Raw genomic sequence first — 16,723 nt, forward strand, 5'->3', positions numbered from 1 at the left:
AAGCCGACAAGCCTCCCGGGCGCAGCCCATTTACCCGTCATTCAACATCGCGCATGCCATGAGAAAAATTCTCGCCACTTTCTTTGCCGCGTTTTCGCTGGCTTTTCTTGCGACCTTGCCGGCCCTGGCCCAGGGTGCGCAAGCCATGCCTGCGCACCAGGCGGCGCCCAGCGCTGCCATGAAAGTGGCCGTGCGGCGCATGCTCGATGCGATGCAGTTCGCGCAGCTCACGCGCAGCATCTTCGAGCAGATGCTGCAATCGATGCCCGCCATGATCCGCCAGTCGGCGCAGCAGCAAATCAGCAGCAACCCGAATCTGGATGAGCAGCGCAGGGCCCGCGCGCTGGCCAGCGCCGAGGAAGAAATACCCCTCGCCATGGCCACCCTGACACAGGTACTGGCCGATCCGACCCTGATCGATGAACTGAGCGCCGAAATAGTGCCCCTGTACGCGCGTTTTTACACAGTGCCGGAAGTCGAGCAGCTGACAGCCTTCTACAAGACGCCGCTGGGGCGCAAGATGCTGGCCACGATGCCGCAACTGTCGGCCGAATCGATGGCCATCAGCCAGCGCGTGCTGATTCCGCGCGTGAATGCCGTACTTGAGCAGGTCATGCGGGCGGCCACGCAGTCGCCTCAATAATTCCACTTTTCCAAGGACCGTATCGTGACCCCTCAAGCCTCAAGCCCTATCTACAACTTCTCCGCCGGCCCCGCCGTCCTGCCCAAGGAAGTGCTGGCGCAAGCTGCCGCGGAAATGCAAGACTGGCATGGCAGTGGCATGTCGGTGATGGAAATGAGTCACCGTGGTCCTGAATTCATTTCCATCTACAAGCAGGCGGTGGCCGACCTGCGCGAACTGCTGGCCGTGCCCGAGAACTACAAGATCCTGTTCCTGCAGGGCGGTGGCCTGGGCGAGAACGCCATCATTCCCATGAATCTGGTGGCTCTGGCGGCGCAGCAGCCGGCCACCATCGACTTCGTGCATACGGGATCGTGGTCGGGCAAGTCGATCCAGGAAGCGGCCAAGTACGCCAACGTCAACGTCGCCGCGTCGTCCAAGGCCACCCATTTCACGGGCGTGCCGCCAGTGTCCGAGTGGAAGCTGACGCCGGGCGCCGCCTACCTGCATATCTGCACGAATGAAACCATCGATGGCGTGGAATTCCAGCAGGCGCCAGGCGTGCCGGCCGGTACCACCATCGTGGCCGATATGTCCTCGCACATTTTGTCGCGCGTCATCGACGTATCGCAATACGGCGTCATTTTTGGCGGTGCGCAGAAAAATATCGGCCCGGCCGGCCTGACGCTGGTCATCGTGCGCGAAGACTTGCTGGGCAAGGCGCTGCCGATCTGCCCATCCGCTTTCGACTGGAGCAACGTCGCTGCACATGAATCGATGTACAACACGCCGCCCACCTACGGCATCTATATTGCCGGCCTGGTTTTCCAGTGGCTCAAACACCAAGGTGGCGTGGCCGCCATAGAACAGCGTAATATGGACAAAGCGGCGCTGCTGTACGCGGCGCTCGATGCGGACGACTTTTACCAGAACAGGGTCGCCCCGCAATACCGCTCGCGCATGACCATCCCGTTCTATCTGCGCGACGAAAGCTTGAACGACGCATTCCTGGCCGGCGCCAAGCAGCGCGGCCTGCTGCAACTGAAGGGCCACAAGTCCGTCGGCGGCATGCGTGCATCGATCTATAACGCGATGCCGATCGAGGGCGTGCAAGCCTTAGTGAATTATCTGAACGAGTTTGCCGGACGCTAGCATGCCTGCCAAAAAGTCCAGGGTGTTGTTGCATTGCCTTGTCGTACATTTGTACTTTGTACTGCCAGCGGCAACGTGCCTAGCCCTGATCATTTTGTCCGGCATTCTCATGCATAAGCGCGCCGGCCCGCCGCTGGCGCAGGCCGCGCGGCCATGATTGAAGTACAGCTGACGAAATACACCGACATGACTGATAAATTGAAACCGCTGCGCGAACAGATCGATGCGATCGACGCGCAAATTCTCGAACTGCTGAACCGGCGCGCGCAAATCGCCCAGCAAGTGGGCCACGTGAAAGCCGAAACGCAGGCGCCCGTGTTCCGTCCCGAGCGCGAAGCGCAGGTTTTGCGCGGCGTGGCCGAACGTAATCCCGGCCCCATGGGTGACCGCGAAGTGCAGACCATCTTCCGCGAAATCATGTCTTCCTGCCGCTCGCTGGAAAAGCGGGTCACCGTGGCATATCTTGGCCCGGCCGGCACCTTCAGCGAACAAGCCGTGTACCAGCAGTTCGGCAGCGCCGTCGAAGGCTTGCCGTGCGCCTCCATCGACGAAGTGTTCCGCTCCGCCGAGGCGGGGACGGCCGACTTTGGCGTGGTGCCGATCGAGAATTCCTCGGAAGGCGCCGTCAACCGCACGCTCGATATGATGCTGCAGACTAGCCTCATCATCAGCGGCGAGGTCGCCATTGCCGTCCACCATAGCCTGATGACGAAGAGCGGCAGCATGGATGGCGTCACCGCCATCTGCGCCCATTCGCAGGCGCTGGCGCAGTGCCAAGTGTGGTTGAACCATCACTACCCGCATATCGCGCGCCACGCCGTGGCCTCGAACGCCGAGGCGGCCCGCATGGCCGGCGAAGATGGCACGCTGGCGGCGATTGCCAGCGAACTGGCGGGCGCGCAGTATAAACTCGGTGTGGTCAAGGGCCATATCCAGGACGACCCGCACAACCGCACGCGCTTTGCCGTCGTGGGGACCTTGCAGACGGCGCCATCGGGCCAGGACCAGACTTCGCTGGTACTGGCCGTGCCGAACAAGGCGGGCGCCGTGTACCAGTTGCTCGCGCCCCTGGCCAAGCACGGCGTATCGATGACGCGTTTCGAGTCGCGCCCGGCGCGCATGGGCAGCTGGGAGTATTATTTCTATGTCGACGTGGAAGGCCATGTGCACGACGCGGCCGTCGCCCAGGCGCTGGCCGAGCTGCAAAGCAATGCGGCGTTTTTCAAGGTGCTGGGGTCGTATCCGGTCAGCTTGTAACCCGGCAAAGGCGGGGTCGGACCCTCAGGGGTCCGACCCCGGTCACTGCTTTTGGGGTTCACCAATCATTCACCAACTTTTAAAGAACACCATGTCTAAAAATATCGGTCCAGAATACGTTCGCGCCATCGCCCCTTACCAGAGCGGCAAACCGATCGCGGAAGTCGCGCGCGAATTCGGCCTCGACGAGGCAGCCATCGTCAAGCTGGCGTCGAATGAAAACCCGTACGGCATGCCGGAATCGGCCAAGCAGGCGATGCTTGCGGCCATCGATGATCTGGGGCGCTACCCTGACGCCAACGGCTTTGACTTGAAAGCCGTGCTGTCGAAGCGTTATGACGTGCCAGCCGACTGGATCACCCTCGGCAACGGCAGCAACGACATCCTGGAAATTGCCGCGCGCGCCTTCGTGCAGCACGGCCAATCGGTGGTGTACTCGCAGTATTCGTTTGCCGTCTACGCGCTGGCCACGCAAGGCATGGGCGCGCGCCACATCGTCGCGCCGGCGCAAGCCTATGGACATGATCTCGACGCCATGGCGGCGGCGATTGCCGACGATACGCGCCTGATCTTCATCGCCAACCCGAACAACCCGACCGGCACCTTCCTGTCGGCCGCGCAGCTCGAAGCGTTCCTGCAAAAAGTGCCACCGCACGTGGTGGTGGTGCTCGATGAAGCCTACAACGAATTCCTCTCGGCCGACGAGCAGTACGAGTCGACGGCGTGGGTGCGCCAATATCCTAACCTGGTAGTGTCGCGCACGCTGTCGAAGGCGTATGGCTTAGCTGGCCTGCGCATCGGTTTCGCCATCGCCCAGCCGGTGCTGACTGACTTGATGAACCGCATCCGCCAGCCGTTCAATGTCAATTCGCTGGCGCAGACGGCCGCGATTGCCGCCCTGAACGACCAGGCATTTCTTGCGCAAAGCGCGCGCAACAATGCCGCCGGCTACCAGCAGTTTACGCAGGCGTTCACGCAACTGGGCCTGCAATTCGTGCCTTCGCACGGCAATTTCGTGCTGGTCAAAGTGGGCGATGATGACGGCGCTGGCGCGCGCGTCAACCTGGCACTGCTGCAACAGGGCGTGATCGTGCGCCCCGTGGGCAGCTACGGTTTGCCGCAATGGCTGCGCATTTCCATCGGCCTGCCGCAGGAAAACGCCGTCTTCATCGCCGCGCTGACGAAAGCGCTGGCCTGACGCTATGACGACGCCTGCACTGAACAAGGTAGTCATCTTTGGCGTGGGCCTGATCGGCGGCTCTTTCGCGCGCGCCTTGAAACATGCGGGCGCGGTAGCCAAGGTGGTCGGCATGGGCCGCTCGCGGGCATCGATGGCGCGCGCGCTCGACCTGGGCATCATCGACGAGATCGGCGGCGATATGTCTGAGGCCTTGCTTGGCGCCGACCTGGTGTTGCTGGCCGCGCCCGTGGCGCAGACCGGCGCCATCCTCGCCTCCATCGCGCCCCACCTGCAGCCTGGCACCATCGTCACGGACGCGGGCAGCACGAAAAGCGACGTGGTGGCGGCCGCGCACGCGGCGCTCGGTGGCAAGGTGGGGCAGTTCGTGCCCGGTCACCCGATCGCGGGGCGCGAGACGAACGGGCCTGACGCTGCCATCATCGATCTGTATCAAGGCAAGAAAGTGGTGCTCACGCCGCTGGCCGAAAATGCAGCTGCCGATGTCGAGCGGGTGGCGGCTGCCTGGCGCGCCAGTGGCGCCATCGTGCACACATTGACGCCCGAAGAACATGACAAGGTGTTTGCCGCCGTCAGTCATCTGCCGCATTTGCTCGCTTTTGCGCTGGTCGACGACATCGCCAGGAAGCCGCATGCGGGCCTGCTGTTTCAATATGCGGCCAGCGGCTTTCGCGACTTTACGCGCATCGCCGGCTCATCGCCGGAAATGTGGCGCGATATCAGCCTGGCCAACCAGCCGGCGCTGCTGCACGAACTGGACGCCTACCTGGCGCAGTTGAGCACCTTGCGCGCGCACTTGGCGGCCAACGACGGCGTCGCCATCGAGGCCGTGTATGCGAACGCCCAGCACGCGCGCCAGCAATGGAGCGAGGCGATCGAAACGGCGGAAATTCCAGCCGCGCCCGCAGAATAAATACTCAAGGATTCCAGCATGACCAAGACTAAGCACTACCCCCACCATATCGACTTGAAGCCGGTGATGCACGCCGAAGGCACGGTGCGTCTGCCTGGCTCGAAAAGCATTTCCAACCGCGTGCTGCTGCTGGCCGCGCTGGCCAAGGGCACGACAAAGATCATCGACCTGCTCGCCTCCGACGACACCTTCGTCATGCTCACGGCATTAACGTCGCTGGGCGTCAAATGGAAGCAAGATGACATGACGGGCGACCCCGCCACGGCGCACCAGGTACACCACGTGGAAGGCTGCGCTGGCGTGTTCCCGCACCACGCGGCCGACCTGTTCATGGGCAACGCCGGCACGGCCATCCGCCCGCTGACGGCGGCGCTGGCTGTCATCGGCGGCGACTACACCCTGCATGGCGTGTCGCGCATGCATGAGCGCCCCATCGGTGACCTGGTCGACGCGCTGAACGCCGTCGGCACGCAGATCGAATACACGGGCGAGCAGGGCTTCCCGCCGCTGCGCATCCGCCGCGGCCACATTCACGCGCAGCGCATCGCCGTGCGCGGCAATGTATCGAGCCAGTTCCTGACGGCCCTGCTGATGGTGGCGCCGCTGATGGCGCGCCAGCATGCGGTGACCATAGACGTGACGGGCGAGCTGATCTCGAAGCCGTACATCGAGATCACGCTGAACCTGATGCGCCGCTTCGGCGTGACGGTCGAGCATGACGGCTGGCAGTCGTTTACTGTGCAGCCGGGCCAGCAATATCAAAGCCCCGGCACCATCCACGTCGAGGGCGATGCTTCTTCAGCGTCGTATTTCCTGGCGGCCGGCGCCATCGGCGGCGGTCCCGTGCGCGTCGAAGGCGTGGGACGCGACAGCATACAGGGCGACGTGCGCTTCGTCGAAGCCTTGCAACAGATGGGGGCCACCATCACCATGGGCGAGAACTGGATCGAAGCCCGTTCGAGCGGCGTGCTGAAAGCCGTCGATATGGATTTCAACCACATTCCCGATGCGGCCATGACGATCGCCGTGGCTGCCCTGTACGCGGACGGCACCTCGACCTTGCGCAATATCGCCAGTTGGCGGGTGAAGGAAACGGACCGCCTGGCTGCCATGGCGACGGAATTGCGCAAGCTGGGCGCCGAAGTGGAAGAGGGCGCGGACTATCTGCGCGTGACGCCGCCGGCGCAGATTCTTGCCGCCAGCATCGACACCTATGACGACCACCGCATGGCCATGTGCTTCTCGCTCGCGGCGCTCGATGGCGCCGCGCGTCGCGGCAATACAATGCGCATCAACGACCCGAAATGCGTGGCCAAGACCTTCCCCGAGTATTTCGCCGCGTTTGCGGGGATTGCTAAGGATACATTGATATAACCTAAAACAAGTGCCGGGGTCGGACCCTCAGGGGGAATGCCTTCCAATGGAAGGCATTCCGATCCGCCAGGACCGACCCCAGTCTTCGTTTTGGGTCTCGTTTTTAAAGTGACAAAATAATGCCAACCTCTCATATTCCCGTCATCGCCATCGATGGCCCCACCGCTTCCGGCAAGGGCACGGTGGCGCACCGCGTGGCCGATAAGCTGGGCTTTCATTACCTGGACTCGGGCGCGCTGTACCGTCTGACTGCCTTGACGGCGCTGCGCCGTGGCACGGATTTGCGCGACGAGCACGCGCTGGCCAAACTGGCCGAACATTTGCCCTGCCATTTTGCGGGCGGCGAGATCCTGCTGGCGCAAGAAAACGTTAGCGAGTTGATCCGTGCCGAAGAAGTCGGCAATACGGCGTCAAAAATTGCTGTGTTGCCAACCGTGCGCCATGCATTGGTAGGCTTGCAGCTGGGTTTTCGCAAGACGCCTGGCCTGGTGGCAGACGGACGCGACATGGGCACGGTGATCTTCCCGCACGCGCCTTTAAAGGTGTTCCTTACCGCGAGCGTTGAGGCGCGCGCGCAACGCCGCTACAAGCAATTGATAGACAAGGGTTTTTCTGCTAATATGGAAGACCTTCTGATGGATTTGCAAGCGCGGGACGAACGTGATACTCACCGTGCGATTGCGCCGCTGGTCCCTGCGGAAGGCGCGCATGTCCTCGATACCTCGGCGATGACGGCAGATGATGCCGTCGAAACCGTGTTGAAATGGTATGCGTCATTAGTGAAATAGTGTGATTTCCATGCTATGTGGTGCCCGTTGACGGCTCCTGGCCTGTCCGGGTGTGTCAAAAACCTAACCCAGTTTAAGTCGCATGGTGCGATCTCTGCTGGATAACCTGTGTGAACCCTATGTCTACTGTTACAACTAACGAATCTACCGGTATGGAAAGTTTTGCTGCGCTCTTCGAGGAATCGTTGTCGCGTCAAGATATGCGCTCCGGCGAAGTTATTTCCGCTGAAGTCGTGCGCCTCGACCACAATTTCGTGATCGTGAACGCTGGCCTCAAATCCGAAGCATTCATCCCTGTCGAAGAATTCAAGAACGACCACGGCGAACTGGAAGTCAAAGTTGGTGACTTCGTTTCCGTGGCGATCGAATCGCTGGAAAATGGTTTCGGCGATACCATCCTGTCGCGCGATAAAGCCAAGCGTCTGGCTTCGTGGCTGGCTCTGGAAAAAGCGATGGAATCGGGCGAAATCGTCGTCGGTACCGTCAATGGTAAAGTCAAAGGCGGTCTGACCGTGTTGACCAACGGCATCCGCGCATTCCTGCCGGGTTCGCTGGTTGATACCCGTCCTGTTAAAGACACCACCCCATTCGAAGGCAAAACCCTCGAATTCAAAGTGATCAAGCTCGATCGCAAGCGTAACAACGTGGTTCTGTCCCGCCGCGCCGTCATCGAAGCTTCGATGGGCGAAGAGCGTCAGAAGCTGATGGAAACGCTGAAAGAAGGCACGGTCGTGACCGGCGTCGTCAAAAATATCACCGACTACGGCGCGTTCGTGGATCTGGGCGGTATCGATGGCTTGCTGCACATCACCGACTTGGCATGGCGCCGTGTACGTCACCCGTCGGAAGTACTGACGGTTGGCCAGGAAATCACCGCCAAAGTCCTGAAATACGATCAAGAGAAGAACCGTGTTTCGCTGGGCGTGAAACAACTGGGCGACGATCCTTGGACCGGTCTGTCCCGTCGTTACCCACAAAGCACCCGTCTGTTCGGTAAAGTAACGAACCTGACCGACTACGGCGCGTTCGTTGAAGTGGAACAGGGTATCGAAGGTCTGGTACACGTTTCCGAAATGGACTGGACGAACAAAAACGTTGCTCCTAACAAAGTTGTCCAACTGGGCGACGAAGTAGAAGTGATGGTTCTGGAAATCGACGAAGAGCGTCGTCGTATCTCGCTGGGTATGAAGCAGTGCAAAGCCAACCCTTGGGATGACTTTGGCGTGACCCACAAGAAGGGCGATAAAGTCCGCGGCGCGATCAAATCGATCACCGACTTCGGCGTGTTCATCGGCCTGGCCGGTAACATCGACGGTCTGGTGCACCTGTCCGACCTGTCCTGGACCGAAACCGGCGAAGAAGCCGTGCGTCGCTTCAAGAAAGGTGACGAACTGGAAGCCATCGTTCTGGCCATCGACGTTGAGCGCGAGCGCGTTTCCCTGGGCGTCAAGCAACTGGAAGGTGACCCATTCAACAACTTCGCAGCCATGAACGACAAAGGCTCGCTGGTAACCGGTACCGTGAAATCGGTTGAGCCTAAAGGCGCCGTGATCCAACTGTCCGAAGAAGTTGAAGGCTACCTGCGCGCTTCCGAAATCTCGCGCGACCGCGTTGAAGATGCTGGTACGCACCTGAAAGTCGGCGATACCGTCGAAGCAATGGTGTTGAACATCGACCGTAAAGCCCGTGGTATCCAACTGTCGATCAAAGCGAAAGACAACGTTGAAACCCAGGAAGCCATGCAGAAAATGGCCGCTACCGACAACAACGCAGCTTCGGGCACCACCAGCCTGGGCGCCTTGTTGAAAGCTAAGTTCGATAACAAGAACTAAGACTGCGGATACGGCAGATGACAAAGTCCGAGCTGATCAACCGCCTCGCTGAGCGTTATTCTCAGCTGGTGGCGAAAGATGCGGAGTATGCCGTCAAGACCATTCTCGATGCGATGACCAACGCCTTGGCGACCGGCCAGCGTATCGAGATCCGCGGTTTTGGCAGTTTTGCCCTGAACAGCAGACCACCGCGCATCGGTCGCAACCCGAAATCCGGCGACAAGGTGATGGTGCCCGAAAAACGGGTGCCCCACTTCAAACCGGGCAAACAGTTGCGCGAGCGGGTGGACGCGATGGTCGGGCAACCGATAATCGAGGATTAATCGTCTGCTGGAAGGCGACATAGAAAGCGGCGTCCTTGGATGCCGCTTTTTTTTGTTAATATGCTGAGAATACCTGACATACGCTACTGCGCGTCGCGCTTCGCGGCCTGCGATGCTCACCGTACTTCAGTACGGTTGCGCTTTTCGGCCACAAATCACTGACGCTCGCTACGCTTCTGCCAGGCATTCCGAGGTTGTGCCATACGGCATTTTTTGTACTTTCTGGGCGTATCGATGAAAATCATCTCCACCATCGTTGGCTGTGTTCTTTTCGTCCTGTTCTTCAGTTTTGCGCTGAAGAATGCGCAGGTTGTTGACCTGCATGTTTTCCTCAATTATGAAATTCGTGGCCCTCTGGTCTTGATGCTGCTGGGCTTTTTTGTCGCCGGCGCCAGCCTCGGCGTACTGGCCCTGACGCCGACCGTGTTCCGTCACCGCCGCGAAGCGAACAAGCAAAAAACCACCATTGCCGCGCTGCAGACTGTTGGCGTGGCCAGCAATGTCCAGCCGCAACCGGACAGCGTGAGCGCGCAGTAATCGGCGCCGTCGCTCCTATTTCTCTTACTCGAATAAAAACAATCGCATGGATTTTGAACTCTGGTGGCTATTGGGTATCCCGGTGTTTTTCGCGCTGGGCTGGATTGCCGCGCGTGTGGACATTCATCAACTGGTGTCTGAATCGCGCAGCCTGCCGCGCAACTACTTCAAGGGCTTGAATTTCTTGCTCAATGAACAGCATGACAAGGCTATCGATGCCTTCATCGAAGTCGTCAAGCTGGACCCGGAATCGGCCGATATGCACTTTGCGCTGGGTAACCTGTTCCGCCGTCGCGGCGAAACGGAGCGCGCCATCCGCGTACACCAAAATTTGCTGGCGCGCCCGGACTTGCCGCTGGAGCAGCAGAGCCATGCCGCTTACGAATTGGGCATGGATTACCTGAAGGCGGGCTTGCTGGACCGTGCCGAAGAAACCTTTAACAGCCTTGTCGATACGCAATATGCGGCCCAGGCGCGCCGCGCCCTGCTGGAAATCTACCAGCGCGAAAAGGAATGGTCGCGCGCCATCGAAGCGGCCGTGGGGCTGCAGGAATCGGGTGCTGGAGCGCGCCAGAAGGAAATCGCCCAGTTTTATTGCGAGCTGGCACATGACGCGCTGGTGCATATGAAGCCGGACGAGGCCATGCCGCTGTTGGAAAAAGCCCTGCAAACGGACCGCAAGAGCGTGCGCGCCACCATCCTCACCGGTGACGTGCTGCTGGCGCGTGACGACGTGGAAGGTGCGCTGACCACCTGGCGTCGCGTGGAGCAGCAAAGCGTGCCGCACGTGGCCTTGGTAGCACAGCGTCTGATGGATGGCTACAGCAAGGTGGGCCGCGCACAGGAAGGCGTCAATCTGCTGCGCTCCTATCTGGAAGAGGCGTCGTCGATCGACTTGATCGAAGTGGTCTTCAAGGCTGTCATCGAACTCGACGGCGTGGAAGCGGCGAAGCTGCTGGTCAGCGCCGAGCTGCGCCGCACGCCGACCTTGCTGGGCCTGGACAAGCTGCTCGAGGCACGCATGATGGATGCCCCGGCCGCCATCTGGTCCGAGCTGTCGATGGTAAAAAACCTCGTGCACGGCTACACGCAGAAGCTTGCGCGTTACCAGTGCAGCCACTGCGGCTTCAAGGCACGCCAGTTTTACTGGCATTGCCCGGGCTGCAACAAGTGGGAAACCTACCCACCACGCCGCACGGAAGAGTTAAATGTCATGAACTGATTAATCGTACACGCCACCTTGCCTTGCGCAACGTGGCGTGTACTCGTATGTAACACCTATATTTCAGAAATACGGCACAACCATGAAAATTACCATTATCGGCACGGGCTATGTGGGCCTCGTGACGGGCGCCTGCCTGGCGGAGCTGGGCAACGACGTTTTTTGTCTCGATCTGGACGTACAGAAGGTAGCCTTGCTCAACAGCGGCGGCATCCCTATCCATGAACCGGGCCTGGAAGAAGTCGTGGCGCGCAACCGCGCCGCCGGTCGCATGACCTTTTCCACCGATGTCGAGGCTGCCGCTGCGCACGGTGTGATGCAATTCATTGCCGTCGGCACGCCACCCGATGAAGATGGCTCGGCCGACCTGCAATACGTGCTCGCTGCCGCACGCGGCATCGGCAAGTACATGACGGGCTTCAAGGTCATCGTCGACAAGTCGACCGTGCCCGTAGGCACGGCCGAAAGAGTGCGCGCCGCCATCCAGGGCGAACTGGACGCGCGCGGCGTGACCGCCACGTTCTCGGTGGCGTCGAACCCGGAATTTCTCAAGGAAGGCGCGGCCGTCGAAGACTTCATGCGCCCGGACCGCATCGTTATCGGCGTCGATGCCACGGCGGACGGCGAGCGCGCGCGCGAATTGCTGAAAAGCCTGTACGCGCCATTCAACCGCAATCACGAGCGCACCTACTGGATGGATGTGCGCTCGGCCGAATTTACGAAGTATGCGGCGAATGCCATGCTGGCCACGCGTATTTCCTTCATGAATGAACTGGCGAACCTGGCCGACAAGGTGGGCGTCGATATCGAAGCCGTACGCCACGGCATCGGTTCCGATCCGCGCATCGGCCATAGCTTCCTGTACGCGGGCTGCGGCTATGGCGGCTCGTGCTTCCCGAAAGACGTGCAGGCGCTCGAACGCACGGCGCGCGGCCACGGCCAGGAATTACTCATCCTGCGCGCCGTCGAAGCCGTCAACGACCGGCAGAAGCAGGTGTTGGGCGGGAAAGTGGTCGCGCGCTTCGGTGCGGACCTGACGGGCCGGCATTTTGCCGTATGGGGACTGGCCTTCAAGCCGAACACGGACGATATGCGCGAAGCGTCTGCGCGCGTGCTGCTGGCGGACTTGCTGGCGCGGGGCGCCACGGTAGCCGTCTACGATCCTGTTGCAATGACCGAGGCAAAGCGGGTGCTGCAACTGGACTTGACGCCGGAGCAATTGGCGCAGGTGCGCTTTGCCGACAGCCCGCTCGACGCCCTGACGGATGCCGATGCCTTGGCCATCGTGACTGAATGGAAAGCCTTCCGGAGCCCGGATTTCGAGCAGATCAAGGCGCGCCTGAAGCAGCCCGTGATCTTTGACGGGCGCAACCTGTTCGAGCCGGCCATCATGGTCGAGGCGGGCATCGAATATCACGGGATCGGTCGCTCGATCCTGACACGCGCATGAGCGCCCACGCGGTGGCAGCCTTGACGGCGCCGGCCGCGCTGGCCCAGGTGCGCCTGCTGGTGGTGGGCGATGTGATGCTCGACCGTTACTGGTTCGGCGATGTCAGCCGTATTTCGCCGGAGGCACCGGTGCCTATCGTACGCATCGAAAAGCGCGAAGAGCGCCTCGGTGGCGCTGCCAACGTGGCGCGCAACGCGGCCGCGCTGGGAGCGAAGACGAGCTTGCTGGGCGTGGTCGGCGACGACGAGGCTGGCAGCGAAGTCGAGCGCCTGCTTGAAGGTGGCGGCATCCACAGCTATCTGCAGCGCGATGCGGCCATTTCCACCATCATCAAGTTGCGCGTGATCGGTCGCCAGCAACAAATGCTGCGCATCGACTTCGAGGATGCGCCCAGCGATACGGTGCTGCGCGACAAGCTCAAGCAGTTCAATGCGCTGCTGCCGCACTACGACGTGGTGATACTGTCGGACTACGCCAAGGGCAGCCTGGTGAATGTGTCCGAGATGATCAAGGCGGCCAGGGCCGCTGGAAAGATCGTCATGGTTGACCCAAAGGGTGATGATTTTAATCGCTATGCGGGAGCGTCAGTGCTCACTCCGAACAAGTCCGAACTACGCCGCGTGGTTGGAAACTGGAATACGGAAGAGCAATTGACGCAACGCGCGCAGCAGATGCGCGCGCAACTCGGCCTGGACGCTTTACTGCTGACCCGCTCGGAAGAGGGCATGAGCTTGTACACGGCCGATGAGGTGCTGCACATGCCGACCGATGCGCGCGAAGTGTTCGACGTTTCGGGCGCTGGCGACACAGTGATCGCCACCATGGCGGCCATGCTGGGCGCCGGCATGGGCCTGGGCGATGCCGTGCGTACGGCCAACCGGGCCGGCGGCATCGTCGTCGGCAAGCTGGGCACGGCCACCGTAACCCGCGAAGAGTTGTTCCCGCAGTAATCCGCCTTTGTATTGCCTCTCCGGCCTGCGCCCGCTGTTTGATCTGGCGCAGGCTTTCTGTGCCTTGCGCGGTGCCGTCTTGTCAACCGTATCACCTCCCAGCCGTTAAAACGCTCAAGGCGCTGTTCCTCCCTTGCGTTCGAGTTATCTTGCAACCACACCACGGAGAGATACCCATGTTCAAAAAAATATTGTTGGCCATCGTCACCCTGATCGCGACAATGGGATTTGCTTTTGCCCAGGTCGATGTCAACAAGGCGGACCAGGCAGCACTCGACAGCGTCAAGGGCATCGGCCCCAGTACCTCGAAAGCCATCGTTGATGAACGCAGCAAGGGCGGCGCCTTCAAGGATTGGGCCGATTTCGAAAGCCGCGTGAAGGGCATTGGACCGAAAAGCGCCATGAAACTGTCCGAGGCGGGCTTGCAGGTAAATGGCCAGGCCAAGTCCGGCGCGCCAGCGGCGCCGATGGCGAAAGCTGCTCCGGCAAAAGCTGCTGTGAAGGACGTTGCAGCGAAAGAAGCCGCAGCGAAGCCAGCTGCTGCGATCGACACCGCTGCGGCGCCAGCCAAGACAGCCGCTGAAACGAAGAAGGAAGCCAAGGCTGCCGCGGCGGCTGCGAAGAAAGAAGCGAAACTCACTGCAGCCGATGCGAAGAAGGCTGAAGCCGAGAAGAAGTAACGGTGCAGCTGTCAACCGTATAGCTGTCAAGCGTGTTGTGTGGTGGTGCCGCGCAACACGTGCAGAAAACCCCGCGTGGTACCGGCCGCGCGGGGTTTTTTATTGTATCCGCCTTGCGGCTGATCGGTGGTGCCGGCCGCATACTGGCAGGCCTTGCCGTCGCGCTACGCTGACGACAGGGAAATCTGCTGCATACGGGCCTGGAGCCCGAGGCGACTGGCCTGGGCTGGCTCGTCTGGGTGGCTTCGGGCATGAGTTGGGCCGTGCTGCCGGGTATCACTGATGCATGGACTGAATAAGCAAATTACTAAAATAACTAATCGCCACGCGTCCAGTGCAGGCGCGTGCAGCCAGCTGGAACAGCGTGCGCGGCAAGCTTTGCATGGCGCAAAGCCAGGCGCCATGCGACCTGGCACGCGGCTGGGTGGAGCCGGCGTTGCCTGGCAGCACGGCAGTTTTTAGCCATGCGCCGTCCAGCATCTCATATTAGAATGGGTCTTTGTTGACATGACTTAAATAGACACGATGGCTTACAAGACACTTGAAGATACGATAGGCAATACCCCGCTGGTGCAACTGACGCGCTTGCCGGGCGCTGATGCGATAGCGCGCAACAATGTCATCCTCGGCAAGCTGGAAGGCAATAACCCTGCCGGCTCCGTGAAGGATCGCGCCGCCATGTCCATGCTCAAGCGCGCTGAAGAGCGCGGTGCCATCAAGCCAGGCGATACCTTGATCGAGGCTACCAGCGGCAACACGGGCATCGCGCTGGCCATGGCCGCCGCCTTGCGTGGCTACAAGATGCTGTTGTTGATGCCGGACAATCTCAGTGTGGAGCGCCGCCAGAGCATGGCCGCCTATGGCGCCGATATCTTGCTCACGCCGAGGACCGGCGGCATGGAATATGCGCGCGACCTGGCCGAGCAGATGCAGAAAGATGGCCGCGGCATTATTCTCGACCAGTTCGCCAATGAAGATAATTCGCGTGCGCACTATGAAAGCACGGGCCCTGAAATCTGGCGCGATACGCATGGTCAGGTGACGCATTTTGTGAGCGCCATGGGCACGACGGGCACCATCATGGGCGTGTCGCGCTATTTGAAGGAACAGAATCGCGCCATCCAGATCATCGGCGCACAGCCCGAAGATGGCTCGCAGATTCCTGGCATCCGTAAATGGCCGGAAGCGTACTTGCCGAAAATTTTCGAAAAGTCGCGCGTGGACCAGGTGGAATACGTGAGCCAGGGCGCGGCCGAGCGCATGGCGCGTAGTCTGGCGGCGCAAGAGGGCTTGTTCTGTGGTGTTTCGGCAGCCGGCGCCTGCGAAATCGCGCTGCGCATCTCGCAAACGGTGGAAAACGCAACGATCGTGTTTATCGTCTGCGATCGCGGCGACCGCTATCTCTCGACCGGTGTCTTTCCGGCCTGAGTACGCACGCCCAGGCAAACCCACTGCGCGGCGCACCGCCTTGGTGCGTCGGCTTGGCTGCCGCGTGCGGCTGCCCGCTGGCGTTTCTTGGCCATATATCGCTGCCGCTCGCTACGCTTCGATTGCGCGTCGGTACAGCGTGGGGGGGGGGGAGGGAGCGGATATTGGCCAGATCGGCCTGATAATGACGAGAAATACCCCCTCCCCACGGCAGGGAGGGAAAACCTGCGCAAGCGGCTGGATCAGCCTTGTGACGTTTCGCCTTCTTTTGGCTTGAATTGCTTGTCGCTGATGCGGAATTTATTACGACGGTCACCCATCAGGTAACGCAGGTCGCGGATGCTCAGGTCGCTCACTTCGTGCATGCGGATCAGCAGAGATGCGCCGACAGGCAGGCGGTGGTGACGGATTTTGCTGATCACTGGTGGCGCCACTTCCAGCGCGCGGGACAGCGCTGCGTCGTTTTTCAGGCGCAAGTTTTCGATCAGGGTATCGAGCAATCTGTTTGGGTTGTATTGGAGCAGATCGTCGGAGTCCGAATCGCTGTTCATATCAATGCCGACTTGGTTTGTCATGATGTTAATGTTCCTTCTGTAGTTGCACTGCAAAGTAAAAAACACTCGGAGCTCGCTCTTGCTGCGTTCATGTTCATTCTTTACTAAAAGGAACGAATTCACACACGGGACGATCCGGGATACAGTTTTTCATGATATATACACAATTGTACAGCAGGATTCAATTTCAGACTGGAAAGTCTCAAAATCTTGCTTTGTATAAAATAAGTGTTGTCTTGCTGCAACAGATATTTATTCTTTATTATGCTCTATGGTAGAGCAAAAATTGTATTTTTAAATAAGTTAATTATAAAGTAATTTCTGTATCCGGCGTCGCACAAAGGCTGGCGAGTGAGGCTGGCTCATGGTATCGGCCCTACCATAGACTTATTTGCTGCTTGCTTCAACATCGCTTACGCTTTCTTACAAGTAATATTATAACC

General features: G+C 60.1%; 16 protein-coding genes. 15 read left to right on the forward strand and 1 reads right to left on the reverse strand.

All coding sequences use genetic code 11. The features are described from left to right. Positions 1-58: 58 nt before the first annotated feature. The 15 genes from H4V96_RS04735 (at position 59) to cysM (ending at position 15,726) form a co-directional block, all read left to right on the forward strand. Entirely contained in the window at positions 59-643 is a 585-nt protein-coding gene (locus H4V96_RS04735) for a DUF2059 domain-containing protein (protein ID WP_196855293.1), read from the forward strand. Positions 644-667: 24 nt separating this feature from the next. After that, complete coding sequence (gene serC / locus H4V96_RS04740; protein WP_280720730.1) at positions 668-1,774, forward strand: 3-phosphoserine/phosphohydroxythreonine transaminase; 1,107 nt, start codon at positions 668-670, stop codon at positions 1,772-1,774. 186 nt (positions 1,775-1,960) lie between these two features. After that, positions 1,961-3,031: a prephenate dehydratase gene (pheA, locus tag H4V96_RS04745; RefSeq protein ID WP_029496227.1), complete on the forward strand. Its 1,071-nt coding sequence runs from the start codon at positions 1,961-1,963 to the stop codon at positions 3,029-3,031. Between the two features lie 91 nt (positions 3,032-3,122). Then, positions 3,123-4,229: a histidinol-phosphate transaminase gene (hisC, locus tag H4V96_RS04750; protein WP_196855292.1), complete on the forward strand. Its 1,107-nt coding sequence runs from the start codon at positions 3,123-3,125 to the stop codon at positions 4,227-4,229. 4 nt (positions 4,230-4,233) lie between these two features. Continuing rightward, on the forward strand, positions 4,234-5,142 hold the full coding sequence (locus H4V96_RS04755) for a prephenate dehydrogenase/arogenate dehydrogenase family protein (protein ID WP_196855291.1): 909 nt from the start codon (positions 4,234-4,236) through the stop codon (positions 5,140-5,142). Positions 5,143-5,160: 18 nt separating this feature from the next. Continuing rightward, entirely contained in the window at positions 5,161-6,516 is a 1,356-nt protein-coding gene (gene aroA / locus H4V96_RS04760) for a 3-phosphoshikimate 1-carboxyvinyltransferase (RefSeq protein ID WP_280720731.1), read from the forward strand. Between the two features lie 119 nt (positions 6,517-6,635). Further along, positions 6,636-7,304, forward strand: a complete 669-nt coding sequence (gene cmk, locus H4V96_RS04765) for a (d)CMP kinase (protein ID WP_070345611.1) — start codon at positions 6,636-6,638, stop codon at positions 7,302-7,304. 119 nt (positions 7,305-7,423) lie between these two features. Next, positions 7,424-9,136, forward strand: coding sequence for a 30S ribosomal protein S1 (gene rpsA, locus H4V96_RS04770; RefSeq protein ID WP_071650172.1), 1,713 nt, complete (start codon positions 7,424-7,426; stop codon positions 9,134-9,136). A gap of 17 nt (positions 9,137-9,153) precedes the next feature. Further along, complete coding sequence (locus H4V96_RS04775) at positions 9,154-9,459, forward strand: integration host factor subunit beta (RefSeq protein ID WP_008446215.1); 306 nt, start codon at positions 9,154-9,156, stop codon at positions 9,457-9,459. 234 nt (positions 9,460-9,693) lie between these two features. Then, on the forward strand, positions 9,694-9,996 hold the full coding sequence (locus tag H4V96_RS04780) for a LapA family protein (protein ID WP_029496228.1): 303 nt from the start codon (positions 9,694-9,696) through the stop codon (positions 9,994-9,996). A 46-nt stretch (positions 9,997-10,042) separates the two neighbouring features. Beyond that, on the forward strand, positions 10,043-11,218 hold the full coding sequence (gene lapB, locus H4V96_RS04785) for a lipopolysaccharide assembly protein LapB (RefSeq protein WP_010395714.1): 1,176 nt from the start codon (positions 10,043-10,045) through the stop codon (positions 11,216-11,218). Positions 11,219-11,300: 82 nt separating this feature from the next. Further along, positions 11,301-12,668 carry a UDP-glucose/GDP-mannose dehydrogenase family protein gene (locus H4V96_RS04790; RefSeq protein WP_010395715.1) on the forward strand — a complete coding sequence of 456 codons (1,368 nt, stop codon included), beginning with the start codon at positions 11,301-11,303 and terminating at the stop codon, positions 12,666-12,668. Further along, on the forward strand, positions 12,665-13,618 hold the full coding sequence (rfaE1, locus tag H4V96_RS04795) for a D-glycero-beta-D-manno-heptose-7-phosphate kinase (protein ID WP_196855288.1): 954 nt from the start codon (positions 12,665-12,667) through the stop codon (positions 13,616-13,618). The genes H4V96_RS04790 and rfaE1 overlap by 4 nt, the downstream gene beginning before the upstream one ends. 176 nt (positions 13,619-13,794) lie before the next feature. Beyond that, complete coding sequence (locus H4V96_RS04800) at positions 13,795-14,298, forward strand: helix-hairpin-helix domain-containing protein (RefSeq protein WP_010395720.1); 504 nt, start codon at positions 13,795-13,797, stop codon at positions 14,296-14,298. A gap of 525 nt (positions 14,299-14,823) precedes the next feature. Next, positions 14,824-15,726, forward strand: a complete 903-nt coding sequence (cysM, locus tag H4V96_RS04805; RefSeq protein ID WP_010395725.1) for a cysteine synthase CysM — start codon at positions 14,824-14,826, stop codon at positions 15,724-15,726. 242 nt (positions 15,727-15,968) lie between these two features. Here the strand turns inward: cysM and H4V96_RS04810 are convergent, their stop codons facing one another. Beyond that, a complete protein-coding gene (locus H4V96_RS04810; RefSeq protein WP_010395728.1) occupies positions 15,969-16,301 on the reverse strand; it encodes a hypothetical protein in 333 nt (110 codons plus the stop codon). Positions 16,302-16,723 lie beyond the last annotated feature (422 nt).

It is taken from the genome of Janthinobacterium sp. CG_23.4, assembly GCF_029892305.1.
GTDB lineage: Bacteria > Pseudomonadota > Gammaproteobacteria > Burkholderiales > Burkholderiaceae_D > Janthinobacterium > Janthinobacterium lividum_D.

Excerpts from the sequence above, each read along its gene's own strand:
- H4V96_RS04735 (WP_196855293.1), top strand. The coding sequence starts at position 59 with ATGAGAAAAATTCTCGCCACTTTCTTTGCCGCGTTTTCGCTGGCTTTT.
- pheA (WP_029496227.1), top strand. The coding sequence starts at position 1,961 with ATGACTGATAAATTGAAACCGCTGCGCGAACAGATCGATGCGATCGAC.
- hisC (WP_196855292.1), top strand. The coding sequence starts at position 3,123 with ATGTCTAAAAATATCGGTCCAGAATACGTTCGCGCCATCGCCCCTTAC.
- H4V96_RS04755 (WP_196855291.1), top strand. The coding sequence starts at position 4,234 with ATGACGACGCCTGCACTGAACAAGGTAGTCATCTTTGGCGTGGGCCTG.
- aroA (WP_280720731.1), top strand. The coding sequence starts at position 5,161 with ATGACCAAGACTAAGCACTACCCCCACCATATCGACTTGAAGCCGGTG.
- cmk (WP_070345611.1), top strand. The coding sequence starts at position 6,636 with ATGCCAACCTCTCATATTCCCGTCATCGCCATCGATGGCCCCACCGCT.
- rpsA (WP_071650172.1), top strand. The coding sequence starts at position 7,424 with ATGTCTACTGTTACAACTAACGAATCTACCGGTATGGAAAGTTTTGCT.
- H4V96_RS04775 (WP_008446215.1), top strand. The coding sequence starts at position 9,154 with ATGACAAAGTCCGAGCTGATCAACCGCCTCGCTGAGCGTTATTCTCAG.
- H4V96_RS04780 (WP_029496228.1), top strand. The coding sequence starts at position 9,694 with ATGAAAATCATCTCCACCATCGTTGGCTGTGTTCTTTTCGTCCTGTTC.
- lapB (WP_010395714.1), top strand. The coding sequence starts at position 10,043 with ATGGATTTTGAACTCTGGTGGCTATTGGGTATCCCGGTGTTTTTCGCG.
- H4V96_RS04790 (WP_010395715.1), top strand. The coding sequence starts at position 11,301 with ATGAAAATTACCATTATCGGCACGGGCTATGTGGGCCTCGTGACGGGC.
- rfaE1 (WP_196855288.1), top strand. The coding sequence starts at position 12,665 with ATGAGCGCCCACGCGGTGGCAGCCTTGACGGCGCCGGCCGCGCTGGCC.
- H4V96_RS04800 (WP_010395720.1), top strand. The coding sequence starts at position 13,795 with ATGTTCAAAAAAATATTGTTGGCCATCGTCACCCTGATCGCGACAATG.
- cysM (WP_010395725.1), top strand. The coding sequence starts at position 14,824 with ATGGCTTACAAGACACTTGAAGATACGATAGGCAATACCCCGCTGGTG.
- H4V96_RS04810 (WP_010395728.1), bottom strand. The coding sequence starts at position 16,301 with ATGACAAACCAAGTCGGCATTGATATGAACAGCGATTCGGACTCCGAC.